This is a genomic window from Marinobacter sp. Arc7-DN-1 (assembly GCF_003441595.1).
GTDB classification, from domain to species: domain Bacteria; phylum Pseudomonadota; class Gammaproteobacteria; order Pseudomonadales; family Oleiphilaceae; genus Marinobacter; species Marinobacter metalliresistant.
Window position 1 is genome coordinate 2,894,707 of the sequence record NZ_CP031848.1, and the last position, 16,593, is coordinate 2,911,299.

Consider the following 16,593-nt stretch of genomic DNA (forward strand, 5'->3'; position numbering starts at 1 on the left):
GCCCCGGATATCAGCGGCTGGAGAGCAATGTAAGGCAAAGCTGGGCGTTCCGGATAAAATGCCCGAACGCTGACAGCTGCTCCTTCGAGGGCACATAGGCGCAGGCTGCGTTGTCCGCGTAGAACAAGCCTACCAGCCGACCGTTTGCCGTGATCGGGCCGGTCAGGGCGGGCACCTTGCCAAGCCACCGGTCGTAAGGCACGCCTTCCGATGCCGGTTCGGGTTCATAAATGGTGCAGTGGGCAGGAGGCAGAAGCGAGCCCAAAGGCCCCGTTCCATCTTTCTGAATGACCAGGTTCTCGCGCCATTCCTCAGTTCCGCGCCCGCCCAGTTTCCGCGGCACCAGTTCGTTACCGGTCCGGTCGCTCATCAAAAGGGCCACCCGCTGCATGCCGATTGACCTGTGGATGCCTTCGATCACAAGCTGGCACACCTCGTTGATGTCCGGCTTTTCCGTGAGGCATTGGCTTAACTCACGCAGGATTTCCAACTGCAGTTCGGCGTCCATGTCCGGTGCCCGTGCGGCATCACCTGAGTCTCGCTCCGCGCCCGGCATCATGGCCGTGACCTGGGGAATGCCCAGGGAGACCGCGACGCGAGTTGCTTCCGAGGCGTTTACCTTGAGCTGATCCCGGACCACGGCCGGGCTTTCGCCGATATTCCTGCCAAGCCGCTCCAGAACCTTGTTCATCTCCGGGCCGCTCCAGCCCTGTTCCGACAGCCTGGCCATCTCTACGGAGTTGCGCACCAGGCTGGACGCCACGGAATTGGCCTGGCCCGGGGAAACGACGTCCCGGATGAACGGCCCCAACGACCAGGCCTCTACCAGACCGCGGGTAATTTCGGTAAACGTTGTATGCAGTACGGACTTTTGCGCCTCCGCCGGGGGCTCATCCAGTCGAAGTCGTTCCTCCAGTTCGGTGGCCTGCTGAGTTTCGCAGGACCAGAATGCCAGCTCGCCAATGTTCATCAGCAGCGCCCCGATGAACACTTCCTCCAGCGCGGTTTCGTTCCTTTTGGGCATCAGGCTCCGGGCCTGCACGGCCGCATGGATTGCCCGGGCCAGGCAGCGCAGCAAGTGGGGGCGGTCATTGCGTTGCAGTAGCGTGTCCACGATCAGTGAGGAAATCGCCATGGATTTCACGGCGTCGAAACCGATCAGGGTAATGGCCCGGCTGACGGTGCTCACCTGGGTGCGGGTCTGGTTGTAGAATACGGTATTGGACAGCCGCAACACCTGGGAGGTCAACTGGGCATCATTGAGGATAACGTTGGCCAGTTCGTTGACGGTGCTGTTCCGGCTGTCCGTCAGTTCGCTGATGCGCCGGAGCGTATTTGCCAGTACCGGTAGCTCGACTTTGCTGAGATAGGTGACCCATGCCTGGGTGGAGTTCATCCTTGGGGGCGTTGATTGTTTTTCGTTGGTCACGTTAGTGAGTCTCTGGGCAGCGCGCCTCTGGGAAATGGAAGGTTATTCTGTGGCCCACAGTCTAGTTCAGGCGGGTGTCCGGTGTCAGGTAACCGTTTGTGTAGGGATATCTACCCACCCGGCGAATTCTGCCGGAATTCGGGTTTGCCCGCCGTATCGGCTATAATCGCCGGTTTTAACGCTGCACCCACAAGGCGCTGACCGTGATTGTATTTGACCAGGTACAGAAGTCGTATCAGGTAGGCGGCCGGGCGATCCCCGCGCTACACCCCACCGATATGACCATAGAAACCGGCGAGGTATTCGGCATCGTTGGCCACTCCGGCGCGGGCAAATCGACGCTGGTGCGTCTGATCAACCTGCTGGAACCACCCACCGGCGGCCGCATTCTGATCGACGATGAGAATATTACCGATTATGACGCCGCCGAACTGCGGGCCTTCCGCCGTAAAGTCGGAATGATTTTCCAGCATTTTAACCTGCTGTCTTCGAAAACCGTGGCCGACAACATTGCCTTCCCCATGAAGCTGGCGGGCATCTACCCGAAAACGGAAATCCGGGAGCGGGTCCGGGAATTGCTGGCCCGCGTCAGCCTCACTGACCATGCCAGCAAATACCCGTCACAGCTCTCCGGTGGCCAGAAACAGCGGGTAGGCATTGCCCGGGCTCTGGCTTGCCGGCCCACGATCCTGCTCTGCGACGAAGCTACCAGCGCCCTGGACCCGCAAACCACCCAGTCGGTCCTGAAGCTGCTGGCGGACATCAACCGGGAACTGGGCCTGACCATTGTACTGATCACCCACGAAATGGACGTGGTCCGCCGTGTCTGCGACCGGGTAGCGGTAATGGACGCCGGCCAGGTGGTGGAAATGGGACCGGTCAGCGAGGTATTCCTGCATCCCAGGCACCCGACCACCCGGGATTTTGTGTTCGAGAGTGAAAGTGTTGACCGGGACGAACTGCGGCAGGACCTGAGCAAGGCCGATGGCCGGATCCTGCGGCTGACGTTCAAGGGTGAATCAACCTACAAGCCATTACTGGGCAGCGTGGCCCGGGAATCCGGCGTGGATTTCAGCATTCTGTCCGGGCGTATTGACCACATCAAGGACACCCCTTATGGCCAGCTTACACTGTCCCTGGTGGGCGGTGACCTGCGCGTTGCCATGCAGGCGCTGGATGCCGCCGACGTTCATGTGGAGGTGCTGCGCTGATGGAAGCCCTGTTGAGCAATGTAGACTGGAGTGAGATCGGCTGGGCCAGCTGGGATACCCTGGTCATGGTCGGCCTGTCGCTGTTGTTCAGCGTGCTGATTGGCCTGCCCACCGGTGTGCTGTTGTTCCTGTTTGGCAAGCGCCAGTTGCTGGAGCAGCCCGTTGCCTACGCGGTGCTGTCGTTCGTGGTGAACGTGCTGCGCTCAGTGCCTTTTATCATCCTGTTGATCGTGATGATTCCCTTCACCGTAATGCTGATCGGAACGTCTCTCGGCGTTGCCGGTGCGATTCCGCCGCTGGTGGCCGGTGGTGCGCCGTTCTTTGCCCGGCTGGTGGAAACGTCCCTTCGGGAGGTGGACCGGGGCATCATCGAAGCCACCCAGGCCATGGGCGCCAACGTGCGCCAGATCATCTTCGGTGCCCTGCTGCCAGAGGCGCTTCCTGGCATTATCGCTGGCATTACGGTGACAGCCATCACGTTGGTATCTTACGCCGCCATGTCCGGTGTCATCGGTGGCGGCGGTCTCGGCGATCTGGCCATCCGCTTCGGTTATCAACGGTTCCAGACCGATGTTATGGTCATTACTGTGGCCCTATTGGTCATTTTCGTCCAGATCCTGCAGATGGCCGGCGACCGTCTGGTTTTGTATTTCAGCCGCAAATAGGTACAGCCAGATATAGGCACGCGGTCGGAAACCCCTTCCGAAAACGTGGAGCGCCAGGGATGGCGCGACCGAGCCCTACATGGATGTATTTACGGGCGTTTTTCGGAAGGGGTTTCCGGCCGTGGGCCGTACTCCCGGACTGATTTCATTGTTCGTAATTTCTCAAAGGAGAACAGACGTATGAATCTGAAGAAAACATTCGCAGCACTGGCTGCGGCCGCTACTTTCTCTGGCGCAGTTGCTGCCGGGGAGCTGTCTGTAGCCGCAACTCCCGTACCCCACGCGGAGATCCTGGAATTTGTGAAGCCGCAGCTGGCTGAACAGGGTGTGGAACTGGACGTTAAGGTATTCACCGACTACATCCAGCCGAACATCCAGGTGGACCAGAAGCGGATGGATGCGAACTTCTTCCAGCACCAGCCGTATCTGGATGAGTTCAATGACGGCCGTGGTACCAGTCTGGTGACCGTGACCGGCGTTCACGTTGAGCCGTTCGGCGCCTACTCCAGCAAGATTGATTCGCTGGATGACCTCAAAGAGGGCGCTGTGGTCGCTATTCCGAACGACCCCACCAACGGTGGCCGTGCACTGCTGCTTCTGCAGAAGGCCGGTCTGATCAGGCTTGAGGATGCCAGCAAGATCACAGCGACACCTCGTGATATTGCCGAGAACCCGAAAGGTCTCGAGTTCAAAGAGCTTGAGGCCGCCACTCTGCCGCGCATCCTGAACCAGGTTGACCTCGCACTGATCAACACCAACTACGCACTGGAAGCGGGCCTGAACCCATCTGACGATGCGCTGGTGATTGAGGGTTCCGAATCACCCTACGTGAACATCCTGGTTGCCCGTCCGGACAACAGGGACAGTGACGCGATGCGGAAGCTTGCGGCCGCGCTGAACTCTGATGCCGTTCGCGAATTCATCATGGAGAAGTATGAAGGTGCCGTGGTTCCGGCATTCTGATAACCGAGAAGGTCGGAGAAGCCCGGAAGCCCGGGGTCAGATGAAAGCTTTCATCTGACCCCAATTTCATGACCCCAATTTCAGTTATCCAATCAATCACCGCTCCAGTTGGATTTCGGATCCGGTGTCATCCGCAGGTAGGACTTCACGGCCTTGTAGCCTTTCGGGAAGCGCTCTTTGATCTCTTCCTCATCCTGCAGGGACGGCACGATGACCACATCGCCGCCATGCTCCCAGTTACCCGGGGTGGCAACCTTGTGTTCATCGGTCAGCTGCAGCGAGTCGATAACCCGCAGCACTTCGTTAAAGTTACGGCCGGTGCTGGCGGGGTAGGTGATCATCAGCCGAACCTTCTTGTTCGGATCAATCACGAACAGGGAGCGTACAGTCAGGCTGCTGTCGGCGTTGGGATGAATCATGTCGTACAGCTCGGACACTTTGCGATCCTGGTCTGCGATGATCGGGAAGTTTACTGCGCAGCCCTGGGTTTCGTTGATGTCCTTGATCCACTCCTTGTGGGAGTCCACCGGATCCACGCTCAGGGCGATGGCTTTGACATTGCGTTTGGCAAACTCGTTCTTGAGCTTGGCGGTCAGGCCCAGCTCAGTGGTGCACACGGGCGTAAAGTCAGCCGGGTGCGAGAACAGAACGCCCCAGCTGTCGCCCAGCCAGTCATAAAACGAAATTTTCCCTTCACTGGACTCCTGCTCAAAATCCGGTGCGGTGTCTCCGAGACGTAAAGTCATGTTTACTCTCCTGTGATCATGGTTGTGACGATTTCGTTTGTCATTCCGGCTCAACAGTGACCGGGGTTACATTCCGAATGTATAAGACAGACCTTGGTGCCGGGTGAGGCAATTACAAGGGGCTCAGAGCCCCATTGCCTTCTCTTTTTCAAAGTGCTCCCGGGTCAGCTTGAATACCACAGGGCTGAGCAACAACAGGGCGATCAGGTTTGGCAGTGCCATCATGGCATTCAGCGTGTCTGCCAGCAGCCACACAAAACCCAGGTTCATGGTGGCCCCCACCGGTATGGCGAGAATCCAGGCGACCCGGTAGGGCACGATGGCTTTCACGCCGAACAGGAATTCGACACTGCGCTCACCATAGAACGACCAGCCGAGAATGGTGGTGAAGGCGAAGACCGCAAGCGTAATGGCCACAAGGTAGTTGCCAATACCGGGCAGCGCGCCCTCGAAAGCCATGGAAGTGAGGGCTGCGCCGGACTCCCCGGAAGTCCAGGTGCCGGAGGTGATGATCACCAGGCCGGTAATGGAGCAGATAATGATGGTGTCGATGAAGGTGCCGAGCATGGCCACCATGCCCTGATTGATGGGATTCCTGGTTTGCGCGGCAGCGTGGGCAATGGGCGCGGAACCCAGCCCCGCTTCGTTGGAGAAAATGCCCCGGGCAACACCGAACCGGATCGCTGCCCAGACGGCAGCACCGGCAAAGCCGCCTTCGGCGGCAATGGGGCTGAAGGCATGCCCGAGCACCTGGGCCAACGCCGCGGGAATGTCCGCGGCATTGATGGCCAGAACCACCAGCCCCGCGATCAGGTAGGAAACCGCCATCAATGGCACCAGGGTGCTGGCGACGTGGCCGATCCGGCGGATACCGCCGATCAGCACCATGCCGACGAGAACCATCAGGATCAGGCCGGTTACCCAGTGCGGCAGACCAAAACTCGTCTGCATCACATCGGCCACCGAGTTGGCCTGGACAGTATTACCGATACCGAATCCGGCAATGGCGGCAAAAATGGCAAACAGGATGCCGAGCCAGGCCCATTTGCTACCCAGCCCGTTGCGGATGTAGTACATGGGGCCGCCGACGTGGGCGCCGCGTTCGTCTACCTCCCGGAAACGGACCGCGAGGACCGCCTCGGAATATTTTGTGGCCATGCCAACCAGGGCCGTGAGCCACATCCAGAACAGGGCGCCCGGGCCACCGAGGAACACGGCCGTGGCAACACCGGCGATGTTACCGGTGCCGACAGTGGCGGACAGAGCCGTCATCAGGGCCTGGAAAGGAGGGATTTCGCCTTCGGATTCAGCACCCGCCGCGGTGCGGCCACTCCACATCAGTTTGAAACCGGCGCCAAGTTTGAGGACCGGCATCAATTTGAGGCCCAGGCTGAGGAACAGCCCGACACCCAGAATCAGGACCAGCATGGGGGGGCCCCAGACCAGTCCGTTTACATCTTTGACAAATTGTTCAATGGCTTCCATGGGTTCTCCCTGTGCGTGCCATGTATTGGATTCACTGTTTGGCCCAAAGAGGGTATAACCGACTGAGTTTAGTCGGTTATATTCCCGTGTAAACTGATAGGCCGGTAAAAGTGGTGGATTCGGGTGTGATTGCCTATGCTCATAGCAGAGGCGAGCATCCACAAACAGGAGGGATTGTGTCCATGCGTTCACTCAAAGTTTCAGATGTTATGTGGAATCACATTGAGCCGATTCGGTGTGGTGTGCCGCTCACCAGGGTCGTGAAAATCCTGCTGCACAACCATGTGACCGGTTTGCCGGTGGTTGATGAGCACCGCCATGTGCTTGGGTTCGTGTCCGAGCACGATTGCATCCATGCCCTGCTGGTGAGCAGCTATCACTGCGAGGGGGACCCGATCGTCGACGATGTCATGTTCCGGAAGCCGCTGACCATTTCGCCGGAGATGGCGGTTGTGGATCTCGCCCAGAACCTCGGTGCCGGCAAGCCAAAGGTGTATCCTGTCGTGGATCACGGCAAACTGATCGGCATTGTGACGCGCAGTGCCATCCTGGCAGAACTGGCGCGTACCGGTTTCGGGCTTGAGCTGCCCAAATACGCCAGCGCGGAGGACTGATCCACATCCCTCTCAAAGATCGAGGACACTATGGAACTCTTATCCACGAACGTCAGTTTCGAAGGAGAGCATCGCCGTTACCGGCATACCTCCGCTACCCTCGAATGCAACATGGAATTTGCGGTGTATCTGCCGCCAGCGGCGATGGGCCTGAACCCGAAAAAAGTGCCGGTTCTGTACTGGCTCTCCGGGCTGACCTGCACCGACCAGAACTTCATGCAGAAAGCCGGCGCCCAGAAACGGGCCGCGAAACTGGGCATGGCGATCGTGTGCCCCGATACCAGTCCCCGCGGACTGAACCTGCCCGGCGAAGACGACAGTTACGACTTTGGCTCAGGCGCCGGGTTCTACATCAACGCCACCCAGCAACCCTGGGCACCCCATTACCGGATGTACGACTACGTAGTTAAGGAATTGCCGCAGTTGATCGAGAGCGAGTTGCCGGTAACGGACAACCGGGCGATCAGTGGCCATTCCATGGGAGGTCACGGCGCGTTGGTCTGTGCCCTGAAAAACCCGGGCCGCTATGCGTCGGTGTCGGCCTTCGCGCCCGTCGCCAACCCGACCGAATGCCCCTGGGGGCGGAAAGCCTTCACAGGGTACCTCGGTGACAATACCCGCAACTGGGAAGAGTGGGATGCGACCCTGCTGATCCCGACGGCCCGGGAGCGCCTGCCGTTACTGGTGGATCAGGGCACTGCGGACGAGTTCCTCGATAGTCAGCTTAACCCTGATGCCCTGGCTGATGCCTGTGAGAAGTTTCACCATCACATCAATTTGCGTATGCATCGGGGTTACGACCACAGTTACTTTTTTATTGCCTCGTTTATTGATGATCACCTGGACCATCATGCCGACGCGCTGGGATTATGAATTCAGTCCCCAGACCAGGCCGAAGTCTATGGATGGCATGATTTCGGGCTCCTCAAGAGCCCGGACGTTGAATTCCGGAAGGCTGGTATCGCGTTCAAAGGTTCCGGCATAACGGTTGCCCCGGGGGCCGAAGATCGCCTTGACGAAAGGCCCTCTTGCCCTCACCGGTCGCCCGGTGACTACGCCCACCTCATTGTTTTCCAGGCGCACCAGGATGCCCGGCGGGAATTCGCCGAGAACCTGCAACAGAGCTTTTGGTATCGCCGGCCGGAATTTCCCATCGGCCAGATTGGCAATGAGTTTTCGGGCGTTTGCCACATCCATCCGGTCGCGGTAGGCGCGTTTGGTAATCATGGCGATATAGCGCTCGGCCAGGGCCAGAATTTCCGCCTCCGGTCGGATGTCGGTGCCGCTCAGGCCTCTCGGATAGCCACTGCCGTCGGCCTGTTCATGGTGCTGGGCAATGATGGTAAGCATCAGTTTGTTATTGATGCCCGCTGATCGGAGGGCCTGAATGCTGCGCTCCGCGTGCTTGCGGATGACACCTCGCTGCTCATTGCTGAGTACCTTGTTTGACGCGTTAAGTTTGTCTGCTATCGGAACGAGCGCAAGGTTTGCGGTGAGTGCCGCGGTTGTGAGAACACTGATGCGCTTTTCTTCCAGCCCGAACTGCCGGCCAATGAACTGGCAAAGGATGGCGTGAAACAGAATCTGTTCATGAATGACCGGACCGATGGAGTATAGATGGATCAGCGCCAGACTTGCGTCAGGTGACTCGGTACAGGTGCGTTCAATCATTCGTGCCAGACCAAGCAGACGCTTATGTGCCGAAGGGTCGGCTCCGGTAATGGCGTTCAGCGTGGCTTCCAGGGTATGCAGCAGGTCCGGGTAGTCCGCGAAGGGGTTGCGTTCCCGGTTATCCTCGAAGATTTCCTCCTGTGGACGTTCAATCTTACGGGGCTTGAATCGGCCCCGCTCGAACAGCTGCTCCAACTGGGAGTTGGTCTGAATCACATAGCCCTGGCGCAACAGCACATTGCCGTCGGCGTCGTAGACGTTCCACGGTAACGGACGGCCAATGGTGAGGGCGCCGGGAGCGATCCGGACGAGATTGGTCAAAACAGGTGTCTCGGGTACAGGTTCATGATGTGTCAAGTGTAACCCTGAATAACAGTCTCCCTCCACTCGGGGAAGGTATCGGTTTTTGCTCTGTTCCCGGGTTTTACCTGATTTGACAAGTGTGCAGGGTTTGGGGCCATGGAAGCTGGGCGTTCATCCACAATTTGTGGAAATAGATAGAGAATATGTAAAGAATCGTAGCGGAACAACGACCGCTCACATGACTTGCGCTACTCTGGAGCCCTGAAAAACTCTTATTGTCGGACGATCACTCTGTATGCTCCAGCGCCTCAAGACCGATTTCCGGTTGTCGATCATTACCCTGCTCGGCGTAAGCGCATTTCTGGGGGTCACGCCGTTCGCCGTGATGCGTTTTCTGCAGGGCAATCTGCTGGCGGGGCTGGTCGACACGGCCATCCTCCTCGCTATCGGTTCAGCGCTGGTCTACGCCTGGGTAACGGGTGATACGCGCAGAAGCGGGCTGGTAGTGGCGAGCACTGCCTGCAGTGGTGCAGTGGTTGTGGGAATCGTGGTGGGAGAGCCCGGACTTTTCTGGCTGTACCCCGCTCTGGTCACTACCTTCTTTCTCGTCAATCCCAGGATGGCCGTTGCCCTTAACGTTGCCTCCGTGGTGGCCCTGATGGTGCATGGCGGCGCCTTCCGGTCGGATGCCCAGATGTGGTCTTTTGCCTCAACAGCGTTTGTGGTCAGCGCCTGTGCCTATGTGTTTGCGCACCGGAACCACGATCAGCGACAGCGCCTGGAGCATCTGGCGACGATTGATCCGCTGACCGGAATCAAGAACCGCCGCTCCATGGATCAGGAGCTGGACCTGGCGGTGGCAAACTCTGAACGCACCGGCCTGCCCTATGCCCTGGCGCTGCTGGATATCGATCATTTCAAGAAAATCAACGACGAGCACGGTCATGGGGTGGGCGATAATGTGCTTATTGATCTCGTCGCCTTGCTGCAGCAGAACACCCGCAAGTCGGACCAGCTGTTCCGCTATGGTGGTGAGGAGTTTGTGCTGTTGTTATCCGGGGTCGATGGCGTGAGTCTGAACGCGGTGATGAGCAATCTTCAGCAGGTCTTGCGCAAGTATATGAAACATCCGGGAGGGACGGTCACTGTCTCATTTGGCGTCGCGCTGCTCGAACAAGGTGAAAGCGTAGACAGCTGGCTGGCCCGGGCGGATGCCGCGCTTTATGAGGCCAAGGAAACCGGCCGTGACCGGATCGTATTTGCGGATAGTCACTCACCACCGGAACTGGTAACGGCCACGGCCTGACCACCGCCGGGCGCATAGAGAAAGAGTCTCCAGCCAAGCAGGATGCCGGCAGAGGCCAACCCGCCGGTCAGCCCGACCCAGAAGCCGGCCGCCCCCATCGCCGGTACCAGCCAGTCCGTGAAGGTCAGCAGGTAGCCCAGTGGGAGGCCCAGCCCCCAGAATGAAAACAGCATGATGAACATCGGAATCCGGGTATCCTTGTAACCCCGCAATGCGCTGATGCAGGTCACCTGAATGACGTCGGCAATCTGGAATATCGCCGCGAACATCAGCAGTCTGACGGTCACGTCCCGAACGTCGGTATCACGGGTATAGAGTGCCGAGATCTCGCGGGACAGAGCCAATAGCATCAGCGCGAAGACCAGCGCCGTTGCCGCGGCCAGAATCAGGGAACTGCGGGAGATCAGGCGCGCTGTCTCCGGCGCCCCGGCACCCACCAGAAAACTGACCCTGAGCGTCAGTGCCATACCGATACTAAGCGGCAGCATGAATAACAGCGACACAACGTTCAGGGCAATCTGATGCCCCGCCACGACCACCGGGCCGAGGGGGGCCAGAAACAGGGCGATCACCGAAAACATGCTGGCCTCGACAAAAATAGTGAAGCCGATGGGTACACCGATTGCCAGAATGTACCGAATGCCCGGCAAATCCGGCTTCACCCAGTCTGAAATCAGATGGAAATGCTGATAGACACGGCTTCGGTTCAGATACACCAGCAACGCAATGGCCGCGACGCCGTTGGAGATGGCGGTGGCCCAGCCGCAGCCGACGCCGCCCATGGCTGGCAGCCCGAGCTTGCCGTAAATAAAAATGTAATTCATGGGCAGGTTGATGAGTGTGCTGAGCACGGAGAACGCCATGATTACCCGGGTATGGCCCAGGCCATCGGTGAGTCCCCTCAGTGCTGTGATCAGCAGCAACGCCGGTACACCCCAGGCGAAGGCGTCCAGGTAGCCCTGGGTAATGCGTGCCGTGCTGGCTTCCAGGTTCAGAATCGCCAGCACCGGGTGCACGTTGGTGAGCAACAGGATCATGATGACGGACCCGGCCCCCGCCAGGTACAGGCCCTGCCAGGTGGCCGGCATGATCTTTCCGACGGCCCGGGCACCGTTGTAGCCGGAAATAATGGGTTGCAGCGCGCCAAGCATTCCCATGAAGAACAGGAACAGCGGCATCCACAGGCTGCTGCCGATGCCAACGGCCGCCAGATCTTTGGCACTGGCGTGCCCGGCCATCACCGTATCAATCACGCCATTGGCCATCTGGGCAACCTGGGCGATCAGGATTGGCCCACCGAGAATGGCCAGGGTCCGCCATTCCGTGAGTGTTCGGGCGAACAGCGTCTGACGTGCTTCCGGTAATGGCTGGTGTCGTTCATCCATAGGGCGTGGGGTCCCGTGTTCCTTCAGATTCCTGGATGCGCGCCGGCAGCGCCGCACAGACCAAGCATCCTACCCGATTTGGTCCCTATCAGGGCATCGGGGTTTATCCTGTTCATCGTCCTTGCCGCCAGCACTGGCATCGCAGCGCCAGTGCTGGCAAAATCTTGCAGCAATTGCCCCGGCAGCGCCGTGGCTGTGTCTTTTTTAAGACCTTTCTCAGCCAAACGCACAGGAACACAACATGACTCAGTCCAACTCGGTTTCGGGTAACGGTACAGGGGCCGCTCGTGGTCTCTGGTCCTCCCGGTTGGCGTTTATTCTGGCGGCAACCGGTTCTGCCGTTGGTCTTGGCAACATCTGGAAATTTCCCTACGTCACCGGTGAAAACGGTGGTGGCGCCTTTGTGCTGGTTTACCTGCTGTGTATCGCGGTTATCGGTATTCCCATCATGATGGCGGAAGTGTTCATCGGTCGGAATGGCCGGCACAATCCCATTACCAGCATGCGCCTGGTCGCCGAACGCAACCTCAGTTCCCCGGGCTGGCGGATCTCGGCGATCATCGGGATGATTGCCGCGTTTGTTATCCTCTCTTTCTATTCCGTGATTGGTGGCTGGTCTGCTTCCTATGTCGGCCACGCTGCCATGGGTGATTTTACCGGCGGCACGGCGGATTCCATCGGCGAACTGTTTGGTGGTTTGCTGGCCAGCCCCGGCCAGTTGCTGCTGTGGCACACGATCTTCATGGCGCTGGTGATTCTGGTGGTTTCCCGCGGCCTCAAGGGTGGCCTGGAGCGGGCCGTGACCATCCTGATGCCGGCCCTGTTTATCCTGCTGCTGCTGGTGGTCGGCTATGCCGCAACAACCGGTCACTTTGGCGAGGCTGTCAGCTTCCTGTTCACACCGGATTTCGGAGCTCTCACGATCAATGGGGTTCTTATTGCCCTCGGCCATGCCTTCTTTACCCTCAGTCTGGGTATGGCCATCATGATGGCCTACGGGTCCTATCTTGGCCGCGATATCTCCATCGGTCGCACAGCGGTCAGTGTCGCCCTTATGGATACCGTGGTGGCACTGCTGGCTGGCCTGGCTATCTTTCCGGTGGTGTTTGCCAATGGTCTGGAAGCCGGCGCCGGGCCCGGACTGATCTTCCAGACCCTGCCGCTGGCGTTCGGCAACATGCCCATGGGTGGCCTGTTCGGTACCCTGTTCTTCATTCTGCTGCTGTTCGCGGCCTGGACTTCCGGCATTTCCCTGCTGGAGCCGGTGGTTGAGTGGGTGGAAGAAAAGACCAGCCTGGCCCGAACTGGCAGTGCCATCCTGGTAGGTGTGCTCTGCTGGGCCCTGGGTATTGCCTCGATTCTGTCCCTCAACGTCTGGGCCGATGTTGCTCCGCTGGCCATGTTCGAGCGCTTTGAGGGCAAGACCATCTTCGACCTGCTGGACTTCTTTACCGCCAATGTGTTGCTGCCGCTTTCCGGCCTGCTGACGGCGGTATTCGTCGGTTGGTTTGTGGCGAAGGAGTCACTTAAAACCGACCTGGCCCTGAAAGGCGGTGCCTTCACGCTGTGGTACAACCTGATCCGGTTTGTCACACCCATCGCGGTTGCTGTCGTATTCGTCTACAACCTGGTGGCGTGAAAACCATCCTGATCGGTTAGCTGACTGGCATTACAGAAAAAGCCCGGCGTGTTTTATGGCCGGGCTTTTTCTTTGTTTTGTCTAAGGGGCCTTTTCCTCAGCGATGGCTCTCAGGGCATTGATGCGGGGACGAACGGCTTCGACATCGGCTGCAGGCGCATTACCTGCACTGTGAACCTGCCCCGCTTTGTCCCCGTTGCATGGGTTACCCGGTTGGTGCCACCATGAGGCCCTGTGTCAATCCGGCGATTTTTCCGTGTCGTTGTTTGGGGCGTCAGCGTCCGTTGCATCGGCGGGCAGGGAGTCCTGGCCCACACTCACTGAATCCATGGGGTGTGACGCCCGGCGCTGAAGAAGCTGCGCAAACTCCAGGAGAAGCTGACGGTCTTCCTCAAGGAGGGAAATGAAGGTTGCGTTTAATGCGACCTGCCCGGAATCCAGTTGTTTTTTCTCGGCAACCGAGAAAATGTCGGTGAGAGATAGGCTCAGGGCTTGCGCCAGGCGGTAGAGCAGCTCCAGGCTCGGTTTTGCCTGTTCCCTCTCAATGCGCGACAGATTGCCCACATGAGAGTTACAACGCGCTGCCAGGTCTGCCAGTGTCATTCCCCGCTGTTTTCTTAAACGCCTGATTGCCTGACCTAAACTCATCTTGTGCCTCGGTTTCCAAGACGATGATTTTACAGCTAAAATCCGGGACAGACAAAGTTGCAAAATGCATATAAACCGGGCCAAAAAAAGCCTTCAGAGCATTAAATCATCTCTGGTGATTCATGTGCCTAGCTTTCAACCATCCTATTCCCAAAGCGCCTGGTTGTAACCCGCTTTCGGGCTCGCGGCAGTACTCCCGCCTTGTTATCTCAGTTCAGCACTTGTTCCGCTATGCCTTTCCCCGCTTGGCGAGCAATGCCAGAAGGTCGGGTTCCGGCATGGGCCTGGCGAAATAGAAACCTTGCCCGAACTGGCAACCCAGACCACTCAGCATGCGCCATTGCGCCTCGGTCTCAATGCCTTCAGCCACGGACTGGATGCCAAGGCTCTCTGCCATATGGGCAATTGCCCGCACCATCTTGACCGCATTTTCGTCTTCCGGGGTTCCCATAAGGAAACTTCTGTCAATCTTGAGAGTTGAAATAGGCAGTGACTTCAGTCGGGCCAGGGATGAGAAGCCGGTGCCGAAGTCGTCGATAGCCACCCCGATTCCGACACTTCGAAACTCTTTTACAATCCCTTCCATCCGATCGACATCGGTCATCAGTGAGCCTTCGGTCAGTTCCACGATGAGTGAGCACGGAGGCAGCTCCAGGTCGTTCAGGCGAGCAACGATGCTATTGACCAGCTCCGCCTGCCACAGTTGGCTGATGGCCAGGTTGACCGCGATCTGGAGGTCGGGAAAGCCCGCCTCCCGCAACCGCTTGATGGTTTTCAGTGACTCTTCGATGACCCACTCGCCAATGCCCAGGATAAGACCGTTCTCTTCAGCAGCGGGCACGAATTCGGCGGGCGAAATGCTGGATCCATCGGGCTGTGGCCAACGTAGCAGGGCCTCGGCGCCCGAAATGTGTCCATCGGCCAGATCAATGACAGGCTGGAAAGCAAGCTGGAAGGCGTTGTCTTCGCTGGCCCGGTACAAACGGTTTGCCAGTTCGAGACGATGCTGCTGTCGCTCGGAATGCTCACAAGAGAAAACCTGAAAGCTGTTACCTCCGAGTTTCTTGGCCTCGTGCATGGCGCTGTCTGCCTTCATCAGCAACGACAATGCGTCCTTGCCGTGCAGGGGGCAAAGACTGATGCCTACGCTCGCTTCGATGTGATAATCCCGGCCACGGACCTGAACCGGCGCTTCCACCGAGTCAAGTAACCGCTGGGCCAGCGTGGTCATTGTTGATCTCAGTTGGGCCGGTTCGCCGATGCCCGTGTCATGAAAGGCGATAACTATGAACTCATCGCCGCCCTGGCGCGCGACCAGGTCCGTATCCCTTACGGACGACTGGAGTCGCCGGCTGACTTGGCTCAGAACCTGGTCTCCGGCGTCGTGGCCCAGGGCATCATTGATCAGCTTGAAGCCATCCAGATCGAGGTACAGCAGGCCGGTGGCCGGTGAGTGGGGGCCGCTTGAACGAAGGTGCTGATCCAGGACTTCGATCGCGGCTGTGCGGTTTGCCAGGCCGGTCAACCCGTCCAGGTAGGCCAGTCTGCGGGCTTCCTGTTCGCTCTGTATACGACGGGATTTCTCGCGCAGGGCCTCAATGGCGTAAATCGTGTAATCGACCATCTGTTGCAACAGGTGGATTTCAGGTTCATGAAATCCGCCCGGCGAGTCCGTGTAAACGGCCAGACAGGTTTCGGGACTGCCATCTTTGCTGGTCAGCGGAAAGACAGTGACCGCATTCCGGCCTGAGAGGGCATTGCGTGAATGCCTCTACCCGGCGTCTGCGTTGGGGGTCTTCAGAAAACGGCGGCCGCTCCCGAAGGTGTGTTCCATCGGACGGGTGTCAAGAGCACCCACCGCTGAAGCACCCTGCTGGCTGAGGACCACGCCGGAAACGGCGACTGGCTTGATGGTACCGCCTCTTTCGCCATGAGTCGTGCCAACCCATGCAAATGGGTAGCCTCCTTCACGGGTCAGGCTCTTGCAGACATCCGACAGAATTTCCTGTTCGTTGCAAGCATGAATGACACGATCATTGCAGGCTATAAGCGCCTGCAATACCCTCGAATCTCCGGCTGGCTCCCCCGTGACTGGCTCAGTATTCGGCCTGCAGCCGCCAGCAAGGCGGGTCAGGCGAATCAGGCATTCGATCCGTGCCGTCAGCTCAACGGCTGAGACCGGAACACGAATCACATCGTCAGCAAGGTCTCCGATGAAATGACCTGCCTGTGGCAGATCATCATCGGAAACAAGCAACAGGATCGGCACCGGAAAAGGCCGCGCGCTGTGCCTGATACCGCGAACTTCGTCTTCACACTTCGCCAGTGTGGCAATGTCAAAGATAGCAAGGGTAAAGGGCGTCGTTCTCAGGGCCTGAAGGTCGGGCTCGATGCAGCTATAGCCGGCCAGTTGCTCCAGAAACGACAAGCCGGTTTTCTGGTCCACCATCACCGCGACTAACGGTGATGGTGTCCGAGGCGGTTTATTGGTCAGTGGTTGTGGTATGGGATTCATGCATAGGCGTCCA

Annotated in this window: 15 protein-coding genes; 7 read left to right on the forward strand and 8 right to left on the reverse strand. The window is 58.6% G+C overall.

The window, feature by feature from the left end; genetic code table 11:
• Positions 1-10 precede the first annotated feature (10 nt).
• Entirely contained in the window at positions 11-1,429 is a 1,419-nt protein-coding gene (locus D0851_RS13585) for an HDOD domain-containing protein (RefSeq protein ID WP_117619119.1), read from the reverse strand.
• 203 nt (positions 1,430-1,632) lie between these two features.
• On the opposite strand from D0851_RS13585, the gene D0851_RS13590 reads away from it, so the two are divergent.
• From D0851_RS13590 to D0851_RS13600, 3 genes are all read left to right on the forward strand, one after another.
• Positions 1,633-2,640 (forward strand): methionine ABC transporter ATP-binding protein, encoded by a 1,008-nt coding sequence (locus tag D0851_RS13590; RefSeq protein ID WP_117619120.1) that lies wholly within the window; start codon positions 1,633-1,635, stop codon positions 2,638-2,640.
• A complete protein-coding gene (locus D0851_RS13595; RefSeq protein WP_117619121.1) occupies positions 2,640-3,305 on the forward strand; it encodes a methionine ABC transporter permease in 666 nt (221 codons plus the stop codon). Before D0851_RS13590 ends, D0851_RS13595 begins: the two co-directional genes overlap by 1 nt.
• A gap of 180 nt (positions 3,306-3,485) precedes the next feature.
• Complete coding sequence (locus tag D0851_RS13600; protein WP_117619122.1) at positions 3,486-4,268, forward strand: MetQ/NlpA family ABC transporter substrate-binding protein; 783 nt, start codon at positions 3,486-3,488, stop codon at positions 4,266-4,268.
• 92 nt (positions 4,269-4,360) lie between these two features.
• Here the strand turns inward: D0851_RS13600 and D0851_RS13605 are convergent, their stop codons facing one another.
• Together D0851_RS13605 and D0851_RS13610 are read right to left on the reverse strand one after the other, a co-directional pair.
• Positions 4,361-5,014, reverse strand: coding sequence for a peroxiredoxin (locus tag D0851_RS13605; protein WP_117619123.1), 654 nt, complete (start codon positions 5,012-5,014; stop codon positions 4,361-4,363).
• 123 nt (positions 5,015-5,137) lie between these two features.
• Positions 5,138-6,499 carry an alanine/glycine:cation symporter family protein gene (locus D0851_RS13610; RefSeq protein ID WP_117619124.1) on the reverse strand — a complete coding sequence of 454 codons (1,362 nt, stop codon included), beginning with the start codon at positions 6,497-6,499 and terminating at the stop codon, positions 5,138-5,140.
• Between the two features lie 182 nt (positions 6,500-6,681).
• Between D0851_RS13610 and D0851_RS13615 the strand changes: the two genes are divergently transcribed.
• Complete coding sequence (locus D0851_RS13615; RefSeq protein ID WP_117619125.1) at positions 6,682-7,113, forward strand: CBS domain-containing protein; 432 nt, start codon at positions 6,682-6,684, stop codon at positions 7,111-7,113.
• 30 nt (positions 7,114-7,143) lie between these two features.
• Positions 7,144-7,986: an S-formylglutathione hydrolase gene (gene fghA, locus D0851_RS13620; protein WP_117619126.1), complete on the forward strand. Its 843-nt coding sequence runs from the start codon at positions 7,144-7,146 to the stop codon at positions 7,984-7,986.
• Here the strand turns inward: fghA and D0851_RS13625 are convergent.
• Positions 7,981-9,105, reverse strand: coding sequence for an HD-GYP domain-containing protein (locus D0851_RS13625; RefSeq protein WP_117619127.1), 1,125 nt, complete (start codon positions 9,103-9,105; stop codon positions 7,981-7,983). The two genes, fghA and D0851_RS13625, sit on opposite strands and share 6 nt — an antisense overlap.
• Before the next feature lie 277 nt (positions 9,106-9,382).
• On the opposite strand from D0851_RS13625, the gene D0851_RS13630 reads away from it, so the two are divergent.
• Entirely contained in the window at positions 9,383-10,393 is a 1,011-nt protein-coding gene (locus D0851_RS13630) for a GGDEF domain-containing protein (RefSeq protein ID WP_117619128.1), read from the forward strand.
• Here the strand turns inward: D0851_RS13630 and D0851_RS13635 are convergent.
• Positions 10,357-11,778: an MATE family efflux transporter gene (locus tag D0851_RS13635; protein WP_117619129.1), complete on the reverse strand. Its 1,422-nt coding sequence runs from the start codon at positions 11,776-11,778 to the stop codon at positions 10,357-10,359. The genes D0851_RS13630 and D0851_RS13635 overlap by 37 nt on opposite strands.
• A gap of 241 nt (positions 11,779-12,019) precedes the next feature.
• On the opposite strand from D0851_RS13635, the gene D0851_RS13640 reads away from it, so the two are divergent.
• On the forward strand, positions 12,020-13,417 hold the full coding sequence (locus D0851_RS13640; RefSeq protein WP_117619130.1) for a sodium-dependent transporter: 1,398 nt from the start codon (positions 12,020-12,022) through the stop codon (positions 13,415-13,417).
• Positions 13,418-13,654: 237 nt separating this feature from the next.
• Here the strand turns inward: D0851_RS13640 and D0851_RS13645 are convergent, their stop codons facing one another.
• The 3 genes from D0851_RS13645 to D0851_RS13655 all read right to left on the reverse strand — a co-directional run bounded on the left by D0851_RS13645 (position 13,655) and on the right by D0851_RS13655 (position 16,580).
• Positions 13,655-14,065 carry a helix-turn-helix domain-containing protein gene (locus tag D0851_RS13645; protein ID WP_117619131.1) on the reverse strand — a complete coding sequence of 137 codons (411 nt, stop codon included), beginning with the start codon at positions 14,063-14,065 and terminating at the stop codon, positions 13,655-13,657.
• A gap of 229 nt (positions 14,066-14,294) precedes the next feature.
• The gene (locus D0851_RS13650; RefSeq protein WP_117619132.1) at positions 14,295-15,689 is read right to left on the reverse strand and encodes a putative bifunctional diguanylate cyclase/phosphodiesterase; all 1,395 of its coding nucleotides are present in this window, start codon (positions 15,687-15,689) and stop codon (positions 14,295-14,297) included.
• Positions 15,690-15,836: 147 nt separating this feature from the next.
• Positions 15,837-16,580, reverse strand: coding sequence for a hypothetical protein (locus tag D0851_RS13655; RefSeq protein WP_162893740.1), 744 nt, complete (start codon positions 16,578-16,580; stop codon positions 15,837-15,839).
• Between the last annotated feature and the right edge of the window lie 13 nt (positions 16,581-16,593).

Coding starts and splice junctions, on each gene's coding strand:
- D0851_RS13595 (WP_117619121.1), top strand. CDS start 2,640: ATGGAAGCCCTGTTGAGCAATGTAGACTGGAGTGAGATCGGCTGGGCC.
- D0851_RS13600 (WP_117619122.1), top strand. CDS start 3,486: ATGAATCTGAAGAAAACATTCGCAGCACTGGCTGCGGCCGCTACTTTC.
- D0851_RS13605 (WP_117619123.1), bottom strand. CDS start 5,014: ATGACTTTACGTCTCGGAGACACCGCACCGGATTTTGAGCAGGAGTCC.
- D0851_RS13610 (WP_117619124.1), bottom strand. CDS start 6,499: ATGGAAGCCATTGAACAATTTGTCAAAGATGTAAACGGACTGGTCTGG.
- D0851_RS13615 (WP_117619125.1), top strand. CDS start 6,682: ATGCGTTCACTCAAAGTTTCAGATGTTATGTGGAATCACATTGAGCCG.
- fghA (WP_117619126.1), top strand. CDS start 7,144: ATGGAACTCTTATCCACGAACGTCAGTTTCGAAGGAGAGCATCGCCGT.
- D0851_RS13630 (WP_117619128.1), top strand. CDS start 9,383: ATGCTCCAGCGCCTCAAGACCGATTTCCGGTTGTCGATCATTACCCTG.
- D0851_RS13635 (WP_117619129.1), bottom strand. CDS start 11,778: ATGGATGAACGACACCAGCCATTACCGGAAGCACGTCAGACGCTGTTC.
- D0851_RS13640 (WP_117619130.1), top strand. CDS start 12,020: ATGACTCAGTCCAACTCGGTTTCGGGTAACGGTACAGGGGCCGCTCGT.
- D0851_RS13645 (WP_117619131.1), bottom strand. CDS start 14,065: ATGAGTTTAGGTCAGGCAATCAGGCGTTTAAGAAAACAGCGGGGAATG.
- D0851_RS13650 (WP_117619132.1), bottom strand. CDS start 15,689: ATGGTCGATTACACGATTTACGCCATTGAGGCCCTGCGCGAGAAATCC.
- D0851_RS13655 (WP_162893740.1), bottom strand. CDS start 16,580: ATGAATCCCATACCACAACCACTGACCAATAAACCGCCTCGGACACCA.